12 protein-coding genes are annotated in these 11,652 nt (G+C 68.4%); 2 read left to right on the top strand and 10 right to left on the bottom strand.

The window, feature by feature from the left end; genetic code table 11:
• Positions 1-417: 417 nt before the first annotated feature.
• Positions 418-1,683, bottom strand: coding sequence for an Hsp70 family protein (locus RN02_RS29470; protein ID WP_043318852.1), 1,266 nt, complete (start codon positions 1,681-1,683; stop codon positions 418-420).
• A 217-nt stretch (positions 1,684-1,900) separates the two neighbouring features.
• On the opposite strand from RN02_RS29470, the gene RN02_RS29465 reads away from it, so the two are divergent.
• The gene (locus RN02_RS29465; RefSeq protein WP_009613347.1) at positions 1,901-2,764 is read left to right on the top strand and encodes an isocitrate lyase/PEP mutase family protein; all 864 of its coding nucleotides are present in this window, start codon (positions 1,901-1,903) and stop codon (positions 2,762-2,764) included.
• A 6-nt stretch (positions 2,765-2,770) separates the two neighbouring features.
• On the opposite strand, the gene RN02_RS29460 is transcribed toward RN02_RS29465, so the two are convergent.
• Entirely contained in the window at positions 2,771-3,427 is a 657-nt protein-coding gene (locus RN02_RS29460) for a hypothetical protein (protein WP_009613345.1), read from the bottom strand.
• A 99-nt stretch (positions 3,428-3,526) separates the two neighbouring features.
• A complete protein-coding gene (locus RN02_RS29455) occupies positions 3,527-4,198 on the bottom strand; it encodes a hypothetical protein (protein WP_043318850.1) in 672 nt (223 codons plus the stop codon).
• Positions 4,199-4,354: 156 nt separating this feature from the next.
• On the opposite strand from RN02_RS29455, the gene RN02_RS29450 reads away from it, so the two are divergent.
• Positions 4,355-4,618, top strand: a complete 264-nt coding sequence (locus RN02_RS29450; RefSeq protein ID WP_043318848.1) for a DksA/TraR family C4-type zinc finger protein — start codon at positions 4,355-4,357, stop codon at positions 4,616-4,618.
• 6 nt (positions 4,619-4,624) lie between these two features.
• Here the strand turns inward: RN02_RS29450 and RN02_RS29445 are convergent, their stop codons facing one another.
• From RN02_RS29445 to urtE, 7 genes are all read right to left on the bottom strand, one after another.
• Entirely contained in the window at positions 4,625-5,872 is a 1,248-nt protein-coding gene (locus RN02_RS29445) for an ABC transporter substrate-binding protein (protein ID WP_043318846.1), read from the bottom strand.
• A 777-nt stretch (positions 5,873-6,649) separates the two neighbouring features.
• Entirely contained in the window at positions 6,650-8,350 is a 1,701-nt protein-coding gene (ureC, locus tag RN02_RS29440; protein ID WP_043318844.1) for an urease subunit alpha, read from the bottom strand.
• 109 nt (positions 8,351-8,459) lie between these two features.
• Entirely contained in the window at positions 8,460-8,765 is a 306-nt protein-coding gene (locus tag RN02_RS29435) for an urease subunit beta (protein WP_043318842.1), read from the bottom strand.
• Positions 8,766-8,921: 156 nt separating this feature from the next.
• Positions 8,922-9,428: a GNAT family N-acetyltransferase gene (locus tag RN02_RS29430; protein ID WP_043318839.1), complete on the bottom strand. Its 507-nt coding sequence runs from the start codon at positions 9,426-9,428 to the stop codon at positions 8,922-8,924.
• A gap of 43 nt (positions 9,429-9,471) precedes the next feature.
• The gene (locus RN02_RS29425) at positions 9,472-9,774 is read right to left on the bottom strand and encodes an urease subunit gamma (RefSeq protein WP_043268703.1); all 303 of its coding nucleotides are present in this window, start codon (positions 9,772-9,774) and stop codon (positions 9,472-9,474) included.
• A 1-nt stretch (position 9,775) separates the two neighbouring features.
• The gene (locus RN02_RS29420; protein WP_043318837.1) at positions 9,776-10,609 is read right to left on the bottom strand and encodes an urease accessory protein UreD; all 834 of its coding nucleotides are present in this window, start codon (positions 10,607-10,609) and stop codon (positions 9,776-9,778) included.
• Positions 10,610-10,931: 322 nt separating this feature from the next.
• Positions 10,932-11,630 (bottom strand): urea ABC transporter ATP-binding subunit UrtE, encoded by a 699-nt coding sequence (urtE, locus tag RN02_RS29415; protein WP_043318835.1) that lies wholly within the window; start codon positions 11,628-11,630, stop codon positions 10,932-10,934.
• Between the last annotated feature and the right edge of the window lie 22 nt (positions 11,631-11,652).

The following is an 11,652-nucleotide window of genomic DNA, read 5'->3' as shown; positions in this document are numbered from 1 at the left end:
CGCCTCAGCGGTCGCCATCGACGTGGCGAGTGTTGGGTTGCATGGCCGCCACGCTCCGGCGCAGGGCCGGCACGCTGCGTTGGCTCGGGTACAGGCGGTGTCGGGGTGATTGTTTCTGTAGGAGCGAGCTTGCTCGCGAACGGAGTTTCCCGATTGCTCTTGAGCTGGACCTGAGCGCGTTCCCTCTCCCCAGCCCTCTCCCTGAAGGGAGAGGGGGCTAGTCCGTGCCGAGAGGAAGATTGGTTTCAGTCGGTAATCTCCGTGCTAGCCGGCTAATGCCGAAACATCAGCGCACTCCGAACGGTCCCCTCTCCCTTCAGGGAGAGGGTTAGGGAGAGGGCGCTCTACAGCCCACCCCCCAAAGTCCCCGGTAGGCACGGTTCGCGAGCAAGCTCGCTTCTACGAAAAGCCAGCCCCTCAGCCGTAGCGCTTTTTCGCCTCGATAGCCAAACCGCTGCCAATACCGCCGAAGCGGTCGCCATCGACGTGGCGGGCGTTGGGCAGCATGGCGGCCACGCTCTGGCGCAGGGCCGGGACGCCGCTGGAGCCGCCGGTGAAGAACACGGTGTCGACCTTGTCCGGGTCGATGTCGGCATCGCCCAGCAGCTTGCCGATGCCGGCGCGCACGCGCTCCAGTTGCGGCTCTATCGCGCCCTCGAACAGTTCGCGGGTCAGTTCGGCCACCAGGCCCGGTTCGATGCGCGCCAGGTCGATGTCGCGGCGCTGGCTGTCGCTCAGTTCTATCTTGCTGGCTTCCACCTGCATCGCCAGCCAGTGCCCGGCGCGCTGTTCGATCAGGCGGAACAGGCGGTCGATGCCGGTGCCGTCGACGATGTCGTAGCGCATGTTCTTCAGCGCCAGCTGCGACTTCTGCGCGTACACCGCGTTGATGGTGTGCCAGGTGGCCAGGTTCAGGTGGTAGCTGGTGGGCATCAGCGCGTCGGACTTCATCCGGCTGCCGTAACCGAACAGCGGCATCACGCCCTGCAGGCTGAGCTGCTTGTCGAAGTCGGTGCCGCCGATGTGCACGCCGCCGGTGGCCAGGATGTCGGCCTGGCGCTCGGCCTGCTCGCGGCGCTCCGGGGCCAGGCGCACCAGGGAGAAGTCCGAGGTGCCGCCGCCGATGTCGACGATCAGCACCAGTTCCTCGCGCTGGATGCCGCGCTCGTAGTCGAAGGCCGCGGCCAGGGGCTCGTACTGGAAGGAGATGTCCTTGAAGCCGAGTTTCCGCGCCACCGCCACCAGGGTGTCCTGGGCCTCGCGGTCGGCTTCGGGATCGTCGTCGACGAAGAACACCGGGCGGCCCAGCACCACGGCCTCGAACTCGCGGCCGGCGACTACCTCGGCGCGCTTCTTCAGCTCGCCGATGAACAGCCCGAGCAGGTCCTTGAACGGCAGGGCGCTGCCCAGCACCGTGGTCTCGCTCTTGAGCAGGGGCGAGCCGAGCAGGCTTTTCAGCGAGCGCATCAGGCGCCCCTCGTAGCCTTCCAGGTATTCGCCCAGGGCCTGGCGGCCGTAGACCGGGCGGCGTTCCTCGGTGTTGAAGAAGACCACCGAGGGCAGGGTGATCTTGCCGTCTTCCAGTGCGATCAGCGGTTCCATCCCGGGGCGCCACCAGCCGACGGTGGAGTTGGAGGTGCCGAAGTCGATGCCCAGGGCGCGGGCGTCAGTGGAGTGCAGCATGGCGGAAAGGTCCGGCGAAAAAAACGGCCGCGCAGTTTACGCGAGTGCGCCTGGGCCTGCTCGACTATCGGCTCATGTGCCGCTGGACGGTGGAGGTTATAGAGTGCTTGGGAAGGCCTTGTAGTTTTGCTACATTTGCCATCCTGTAGTTTTGCTACATGAGTTTGCCGATTCCGCAGAACCCTTTCCCACTTCCAGGTCGCAGTTGGATCCCGCCATGCACAGAGCCTCCCACCACGAGCTACGCCAGAGTTTCCGGGCGTTGCTGAACTCTTCCTCCTGCTACCACACGGCATCGGTGTTCGACCCGATGTCGGCGCGCATCGCCGGTGACCTCGGCTTCGAGGTCGGCATCCTGGGTGGTTCTGTAGCTTCGCTACAAGTGCTCGCGGCGCCCGACTTCGCCCTCATCACCCTCAGCGAGTTCGTCGAGCAGGCCACCCGCATCGGCCGCGTGGCGCGCCTGCCGGTGATCGCCGACGCCGACCACGGCTACGGCAACGCGCTGAACGTGATGCGCACCATCGTCGAGCTGGAGCGCGCCGGCGTGGCCGCGCTGACCATCGAGGACACCCTGTTGCCGGCGCAGTTCGGCCGCAAGTCCACCGACCTGATCCCGGTGGAGGAGGGCGTGGGCAAGATCCGCGCGGCGCTGGAGGCGCGGGTGGACCAGGAGATGGCGATCATCGCGCGGACCAACGCCGAGGTGATCGAGGTGGACGACGTGATCCGCCGCACTTTGGCCTACCAGGCCGCCGGCGCCGACGGCATCTGCATGGTCGGCATCCGCGACTTCGAGCACCTGGAGGCCATCGCCCGGCACCTGAGCGTGCCGCTGATGCTGGTGTCCTACGGCAACCCGAAGCTGCACGACGACAAGCGCCTGGCCAAGCTCGGCGTGCGCATCGTGGTGGACGGCCATGCCGCCTACTTCGCTGCCATCAAGGCCACCTACGACTGCCTGCGCGAGCAGCGCGGCGTGGATGCCTCCGACCTGACCGCCTCGGAGCTGGCGAAGAAGTACACCCTGCCGGAGGAGTACCAGATCTTCGCCAGGGAATACATGGAAGTGAAGGAGTAGGGCCTTTCAGGCTTCCCCGTTCTCGCCGAGCTTCTCCAGCAGGTACTCGACCTGGGCGTTGAACGGGTAGAGCAGGGTGCCGGCCGGGCGCTCGGTCAGCCGCAGGTAGCGCCAGCGGGCGCGCATCGCTTCGCCTTCGACGCTGGCCGGCAGGGCGGCGAACTGCGTCTCGATGGTCTGCTGCAGGTTGGCGATGGCCTCGCGCAGGGTGTCGGTGTCTTCCCCCAGCAGGCGGTGGTTGGCCCGCTTGGCCTGCAGCAGGGCCAGGCGCTGCAGGTTGGCCGCCAGGGTCGCATCCCCCGGCGCGGCGCCGGGCTGGAGGCGGAATTCCTGCAGCAGCGCCGAGACTTCCAGGGCCTGGGCCAGCGCCTGGCGTAGCGCCGGGCCGCTCTGTTCGTAGCCGCTTTCCACCTGCGCCACCGTTTCGCCGTAGAGCGACCAGATGTCCTGCAGCGTCTCGCCGTTGTGCTGCTCGGCGACCTGGCCCTGGAATGCCTCGTCGAGCCGTTCCAGGCGCTTGAGGAAGCGTTCGTCCCCCGTGGCGCTGTAGAGCAGCAGGTAGCGCTGCGCGGCCTGCAGGGTGGCGTCGAAGTCATCGGCCAGGGCCGCGGTCGGCAGGCTGGCCAGCAGGCTCAGCAGCAGGGAAAGGACGAGGCGGTGCATGGGGCGGCTCCTGGCGATGGAGCCGCCATTCTTGGCGGCCCTCCCGGCGCCGGATATCGGACGATTCCGAAGCTGCGGTAGACCGCCTCCGCGTCCCCGTCAGGCGCCGGCCAGCTTGCCGAGCATGGCCTCGATCTGCGCGTTGAAGGGGTAGAGCAGTTGCTGGCCGTTGCGCTGGCTGACCTGCAGGTAGCGCCAGCGCTTGTCCAGTTCGTCGTGCAGGGCCGGGTCGCTCTTCGCCAGGGCATCGATGCGCTGCTGGATGCGCTCGTCCAGGGCCTTGACGTTCGCCGCCTCGGCTTCGGCGCGCGGGCCGTCGACCTTCTGCAGGTTGGCCAGGCGGGCGGTGAGCAGGGCGCGGCTGCGCAGGTCGTCAGCCAGGCCCGGGGTGGCCAGGGGGTGGGCCTGCAGGTAGGCGTCCAGGGGCTCGGCCAGCTTCAGGCTGCGGGCCATCTCGCCGTTCTGGTCGAGCTTGCGGGCGGCGTGCTCGGCCAGCATCTGCTGGCGGCCCTGCTCGTAGCTGGCCCAGAGCGCGCGCAGCGCGGTGGCGTCCTGGCGCTGCCCGAGGGCTGCTTGCAGGTGCTTGCCGGTGGCGTCCAGGCGGTCGAGGAAGCGCTCGTCGGCGGTGGCGCTGTACAGCAGCAGGTAGCGGTTGGCGTCGACCAGGTCGGCTTCTACGCCGGGGGCCTCGGCGGCCTGGGCCTGGCTGCCGAGCAGGGCGCAGAGCGCCAGCGGCAGGCAGTGGCGCAGAGGAGACGGGAGGATTCGCATCGGGGAACATCCATGGCGGGAAAGCGCGCTATTGTTCTCGTTGCGCGGCGCCCGGGGAAGGGGCTTTTCAGCGCACCCCGCCGCGTTTTCGCCCTTGCAATCGGCCGCCGGGGCGCCAATATCTGCAATCTGTACAAAGTTTGATCGGAGGTTGCCATGGCCAGTGGTTGGGCGAACGACGGCGCGGTGCAGGAACAGATCGACAGCACCATCGAGGACGCAGTCGCCCGGGCGCGCAGCCAGTTGCCCCGCGGCGAGAGCCTGACGCATTGCGAGGAGTGCGATGCGCCCATTCCCGAGGCGCGGCGCAAGGCCGTGCCCGGCGTGCGTCTGTGCGTGAACTGCCAGGCCGCCCACGACGAGCAGGCGGCCTTCGCCGGCTACAACCGGCGCGGCAGCAAGGACAGCCAGCTGCGCTGAGGCGCTTCACTGCAGCAGCGGGGGCTTGCCGGCGGCGCGCCTTTCCGCCTTCCACTCGTCGAGGCTGGGCGCGGCCTGGTCGCCGTCGAGCTGGTGGATGATCTCGAAGTAGTCCTGCTTCAGCGGGTCCTTCAGCACTTCGCTGCGTGGCTTCACTTTCACCGCATAGATGCGCTGCACGTTCTGGTGGTCGAACGCGCGCCAGTACTGCTCGCCCTTGAGCAGGGCGTAGCGGTGGCCTTCCAGGGCCCTGATCAGCGCCTCGCTGTCCAGGCTGTTGGTGCGCCGCACGGCGTCCGCCCACTGGTAGACGATGCCGTAGGCCGAGGCGGCGGAGCTGGACGGGTACTTCTGGTAGCGCTTCACGTAGTCGTTGACGAAGGCCTTGCCGCGGGCGCTGTTCTCCAGTTCCGGCACGCGCCAGGTCCAGGGCTCGGTGCCGACCACGCCCTCCATCACGCTCGGCCCGGCCTGCTCGATCACGTTCAGGGTGAGGTTGGGCGCGACTATCTGCATGCGCCTGGTCAGGCCGAGGTCGTGGGCCACCCGCATGGCCCGCTCCAGGTCGCGGCCGAACAGCACCAGGACCAGCACCTGGACGTCGCTGGCGGCCGCCTGGGTGAGGCTGTCGCGGTAGTGCGCGAGGCCGACGGCGGGGAAGGGAATGCGCCGCCCGGGGTGCTGGGCGCCGTCCTGCGTGCCGGTGGCCTGGCGCAGCGAGGCTTCGGTGGTGTGGCCCCAGGTGTAGTCGGAGGTGACGTAGAAGTAGCGGCTGCCCGGGTGCTTCTGCGCCAGGTACTGGCCCAGCACCCGGGCGCTCATCCAGGCGCTGATGCCCTCGCGGAACATGTAGCGGTGGCCGTCCTTGCCGGTGGTGTCGTTGGAGTAGGTGACGGCGCCGAAGTACAGCAGCCCGCGCTCGGCGGCGCGCTTGCCGGCGGCGATGGCCACGGCGCTGGAGGCTCCGCCGAAGAGCATGGCGGCGCCCTCGTCGGCCAGCTTGTCGACGTTGGCCACGGCCTTCTTCGAGCGCGAGGCGCTGTCGTGGCTGGACAGCCGCAGCGAGCGGCCGAGCACGCCGCCGTTGGCGTTGATTTCGTCGATGGCCAGCAGGGCGCCGCGCATCTGGTCGCGGCCTTCGTTCTGGTAGCTGCCGGTGCGGGGGTAGTTGAGGCCCAGGGTGATGGGATCGGCGGCCTGGGCGCAGGCGCACAGGCCCAGCGCCAGGGCCAGGGTGGCGGTCAGTCGTTTCATCGGGAGTCCTTGTTGTTCTGGAGGGACGGGCTCAGAGGCCCTGCCAGCGTAGGGGGTGGACTCCGGGGGGAAATGCGAAGCGGTGCCGGTGGGGGAGGTCTTCTGAATTTCCCTGGGGGATTTCAGCCGCCTGTAGGAGCGGGCCCTGCCCGCGAATCGCGCGCAGGGCGCGCTCCTACAGGGGAATGGCGTGGTGTACCGAGACGCCGTGCTCGCCTGTGGCGTAGGCGCGACTGTCTTGCAGGCTGCGCCGAGGCGCCTTCGTAGGATGGGTTGAGCTTGCGAAACCCATGCGGTGGCGGTGATGGGTATCGCTTCGCTCAACACCATCCTACGAAAAGCCGTGCTTCCTGGAGCGTAAGCGGGCCCTGCCCGCGAATCGCGCGCAGGGGAATGGCGTGGTGTACCGAGAAGCCGTGCTCGCTTGTGGCGTAGGTGCGACTGTCTTGCAGGCTGCGCCGAGGTGCTCTTCGTAGGATGGGTTGAGCTTGCGAAACCCATGCGGTGGCGGTGATGGGTATCGCTTCGCTCAACGCCATCCTACGAAAAGCCGTGCTTCCTGGAGCGTAAGCGGGCCCTGCCCGCGAATCGCGCGCAGGGCGCGCTCCTACAGGGGAGTGGCGTGGTGTACCGAGACGCCGTGCTCGCCTATGGCATAGGCGCGACTGTCTTGCAGGCTGCGCCGAAGCGCCTTCGTAGGATGGGTTGAGCTTGCGAAACCCATGCGGTTGCGCTGATGGGTATCGCTTCGCTCAACACCATCCTACGAGGGTGTTCTCAGAACAGGAAGTAACGCTGCGCCATGGGCAACACTTCGGCCGGCTCGCACCACAGCAGTTGGCCGTCGGCGCGTACCTGGTAGTTCTGCGGGTCCACCTCGATGTGCGGCAGGTAGGCGTTGTGGATCAGGTCGGTCTTCTGCACCGTGCGGCAGCCCTGCACCACGCCGATGGCCTTGTGCAGGCCCAGGCGGGCGTGCAGGCCGGATTCCCAGGCGGCCTGGCTGAGGAAGGTCAGGCTGGTGGCGTGGCGGCTGCCGCCGAAGCTGGCGAACATCGGCCGGTAGTGCACCGGCTGCGGGGTGGGGATGGAGGCGTTGGCGTCGCCCATCAGGCTGGCGGCGATGGCGCCGCCCTTGAGGATCAGGCTCGGCTTCACGCCGAAGAAGGCCGGGCGCCAGAGCACCAGGTCGGCCAGCTTGCCCACTTCGATGCTACCCACTTCGTGGCTGACGCCATGGGTGATCGCCGGGTTGATGGTGTATTTGGCGATGTAGCGCTTGGCGCGGAAGTTGTCGTTGCGCGCGCCGTCGCCGGGCAGGGCGCCGCGTTGCTTCTTCATCTTGTCGGCGGTCTGCCAGGTGCGCGTGATCACTTCGCCGACGCGGCCCATGGCCTGGCTGTCGGAGCTGATCATGCTGAAGGCGCCGAGGTCGTGGAGGATGTCTTCGGCGGCGATGGTCTCGCGGCGGATGCGCGACTCGGCGAAGGCCACGTCCTCGGCGATGCTCGGGTCCAGGTGGTGGCAGACCATGAGCATGTCCAGGTGTTCGTCGATGGTGTTGCGGGTGAACGGCCGCGTCGGGTTGGTGGAGCTGGGCAGCACGTTGGCGAAGCCGCAGGCGCGGATGATGTCCGGCGCGTGGCCGCCGCCGGCGCCCTCGGTGTGGTAGGTGTGGATGGTGCGGTCCTTGAAGGCGGCGAGGGTGGTTTCGACGAAGCCGGATTCGTTGAGGGTGTCGGTGTGGATGGCCACCTGCACGTCGAGGCGGTCGGCCACGCTCAGGCAGTTGTCGATGGCTGCCGGGGTGGTGCCCCAGTCCTCGTGCAGCTTCAGGCCGATGGCGCCGGCGCGCACCTGTTCCTCCAGCGGCAGCGGCAGGCTGGCGTTGCCCTTGCCGGTGAAGCCGATGTTCATGGGGAAGGCGTCGGCAGCCTGGAGCATGCGCGCCAGGTGCCAGGGCCCGGAGGTGCAGGTGGTGGCGTTGGTGCCGGTGGCCGGCCCGGTGCCGCCGCCGATCATGGTGGTGACGCCGCTCATCAGCGCCTCTTCGATCTGCTGCGGGCAGATGAAGTGGATGTGCGTGTCGATGCCGCCGGCGGTGAGGATCATGCCCTCGCCGGCGATGACTTCGGTGCTGGCGCCCAGGGCGATGCTCACGCCGGGCTGGATGTCCGGGTTGCCGGCCTTGCCGATGGCGGAGATGCGCCCGTCCTTCAGGCCCACGTCGGCCTTGACGATGCCCCAGTGGTCGAGGATCAGCGCGTTGGTGATGACGGTGTCGACCACCTCGGCCGCCGGCAGCTGGCCCTGGCCCATGCCGTCGCGGATGACCTTGCCGCCGCCGAACTTCACTTCCTCGCCGTAGACGGTGAAGTCCTGCTCCACCTCGATCCACAGCTCGGTGTCGGCCAGGCGCACGCGGTCGCCGACGGTGGGGCCGAACATGTCGGCATACGCTTGGCGGCTGATTTTCATGGTTCCCTTCCTCTCGGTTTAAAAGCCGCTGGAGGCTTAAGGCTGAAGGCTGAACGAAAAAGCGACTCCCTCGTCCAGCCTCCAGCGCTCTTATCGGCTCTTATCGGCTTTACAGATTGCCCATCACCCGCCCGGCGAAGCCGTAGACGCGACGCTCGCCAGCCAGCTCCACCAACTCCACCTCGCGGCTCTGCCCCGGCTCGAAGCGCACCGCGGTGCCGGCGGGGATGTTCAGGCGCATGCCGCGGGCCGCTTCGCGGTCGAACTGCAGAGCGTCGTTGGTTTCGTAGAAGTGGTAGTGCGAGCCGACCTGGATCGGCCGGTCGCCGCCGTTGGCCACGGTCAGGGCCTGGGTGCGGCGGCCGGCGTTGAGTTCGATCTCGCCGGGCTGGACGTCGTATTCGCCAGGGATCATGGGGGGCTCCTGAGGCCGAACCTGTCGGTGTGGGGTTGACGACTGTTTTTCATGCGCAGCTTCCCTCGATTCGCTGGAGGCTGAAGGCTGGAGGCTGAACGAAAAAGCGGCTCCCTCGTCCAGCCTTCAGCCTCCAGCGGCTTTTCTCGTCTTTTGTCAGGGCGTATCCCGCACATCGAGGACCAGTTGCATGAAGGTCAGGTCGAGCCAGCGGCCGAACTTCTGGCCCACCTGCGGCATCTGCCCGGTGGTGGCGAAGCCCAGGCGTTCGTGCAGGCGGATGGAGGCGGCGTTGCCGCTCTCGATGGCCGCCACCATCACGTGCAGGCCCTGGGCGCGGGCGCGCTCGATCAGCGCCTGCATCAGTTGCGGGCCGACGCCCTTGCCGCGTTGGTCGGCGCGCACGTACACCGAGTGCTCGACGGTTTCGCGGAAGCCGTCGAAGGCGCGCCAGGGGCCGTAGCTGGCGTAGCCCACCACTTCGCCGGCGTCTTCGGCGACCAGCACCGGGAAGCCCTGCTGGGCGCGCAGTTCCAGCCAGGCGCGGCGGTTGTCGAGGTCGATGGCGACCTCGTTCCAGATCGCGGTGGTGTTGAGCACGGCGTCGTTGTAGATGTCGCGCAGGGCGCCGAGGTCGGCTGGGATGGCGTCGCGGATCAGCATTGCGGTGTTCCTTCAGGCAGGTTCGTTCGAAAGCGGCCGCTGGTCAGGCGATGGGCTGGTGCACGGTGACCAGCTTGGTGCCGTCGGGGAAGGTGGCTTCCACCTGGATCTCCGGGATCATCTCCGGCACGCCTTCCATCACCTGCTCGCGGCTGAGCAGGGTGGTGCCATAGTGCATCAGCTCGGCCACCGTGCGGCCGTCGCGGGCGCCTTCGAGCAGGGCGGCGGAGATCAGCGCGATGGCTTCCGGGTGGTTCAGCTTCAGGCCGCGGGCCAGGCGCCGTTCGGCCACCAGGCCGGCGGTGAAGATCAGCAGCTTGTCTTTCTCGCGGGGCGTCAGATCCATCTCAGGTGCTCCAGATTCTGGGGGGGACGGCCTCGCGGCCGAGCAGCGCGGGCCGCAGCGCGCGCCAGAGTTCGATGAGCCAGGCGCGGGCATGCAGCGCCTCGGCGGCCAGGCAGCGGGCGACCAGCAGGCCGGGTAGCTGGGTGACGTTGCCGCGGCCCTGGCAGGGTAGCGCGCGGCAGGCTTCCAGCAGCTCGGCGTCGATCTGCCCGCTGGCGATTAGCGTGGCCATGACCGGCTGCCCGGCCAGGCCGATGGGCGAGTCCAGCAGGCGCTCGCCGCCGTCGATGCGCTGGCGTTCGTGCCACAGGCGGCGGCCGTCGCGGCGGATGTCCAGGGTGGCGGCGAAGCGGCCCTGGTCGAAGCGCTCGCCGGCGGCGGGGCGGCCGAGGGCGACCACGTCCCAGTAGAACAGGCGGGCGTCGCCCTGCAGGTCGATGTCGGTGTGCAGCTCGGCCCGGGCGCCGGAGAAGACGATGGTTTCCTGGGGCAGCCATTCCAGGGTGGCGCCGGCCTCGACGCGGATGCGCAGGCGCTGGCTGGCCGGCGTGGCGGCGCGATACCACTTGGCCGCGCCGGGGCTGGTGAACTGGGCCCAGGCATCGGGGCCGGCGTGGATGTCGAGGGCTAGGGTGTCGCCGCCGGCGATGCCGCCGGGCGGGTGCACCACGATGTGCTGGCAGACCTGCGGGCCCTCGGCGTACAGGTGCTTCTGCACCCGCAGCGGCCCCAGGTGGCGCCGCGTGACCGGCCGCGTGCCGTCGCCGACGCGGGCATAGGCCAGCTCCAGTTCGGCGTGCCAGGCGGGGTGGAAGAGGGCGGCGGGTGCGTTCATGGGGCTCGGTTCTGCGGCGGTTGCCCTGGGTAGAGCAATTGGCGTGCCTTCTGCGCCAGGATAGTGCGTGGGCCTGGCAAGCCTGGGCGGCAGCGGGGGATGGGGTTGTCCGAGTGGTCAGCTATGGGCGCGATTGCGGTGCGTTGGAACGCGCCATGCACCATCATGGAGCGTAGGGCGAATAACCGTTCGCGGTTATCCGCCGCTACACCAATCTCCCTGGCCGCTCCGAAGTCGGCCTGGGTGGTGCCCAGGTCGACACCGAGCGGCCTGGGGCCAAGGTCAAACGGCGTATAACGCCGGAGGCGTTATACGCCCTACGTCAGATGGCCACCAACCCGCGCACCTCTTCGCTTTCCATGTCCGCGCCGCGGCCCTGCTGGACGATCTCGCCGCGGGCCATCACCAGGTACTGGTCGGCCAGTTCGGCGGCGAAGTCGTAGAACTGTTCCACCAGCAGGATGGCCATGTCGCCGCGCTCGGCGAGCTTGCGGATCACCGCGCCGATCTCCTTGATCACCGAGGGCTGGATGCCTTCGGTGGGCTCGTCGAGGATCAGCAGGCGCGGGCGGCTGGCCAGGGCGCGGCCGATGGCCAGCTGTTGCTGCTGGCCGCCGGAGAGGTCGCCGCCGCGGCGTTGCTTCATCTCGCGCAGCACCGGGAAGAGTTCGTAGATGAATTCCGGCACCTGCTTCGCCTCCCTGGCGCCGAAGCGGGACAGGCCCATCAGCAGGTTCTCCTCCACGCTCAGCCGCGGAAAGATCTCGCGGCCCTGGGGCACGTAGGCGATGCCGGCGCGCACCCGCTGGTGCGGCCTGAAGCCGGTGATGGCCTTGCCCTCCCAGCTGACGCTGCCCTCGCGCGCCGGCACCAGGCCCATCAGGCAGCGCAGCAGGGTGGTCTTGCCCACGCCGTTGCGCCCGAGCAGGCAGGTGACTTCGCCGATCTTCGCGTCGAACGACAGGCCGCGGAGGATGTGGCTGCCGCCGTAGAACTGATGTAGTTGGCTGACTTGTAGCATGTCGTTTTCCTTTTCAGCGCTG

It is taken from the genome of Pseudomonas sp. PI1 (assembly GCF_000812405.1).
GTDB classification, from domain to species: Bacteria; Pseudomonadota; Gammaproteobacteria; order Pseudomonadales; family Pseudomonadaceae; genus Pseudomonas; species Pseudomonas citronellolis.
Note: the sequence above shows the minus strand (reverse complement) of the source record. Positions and strands in the feature narration are given on the sequence as shown.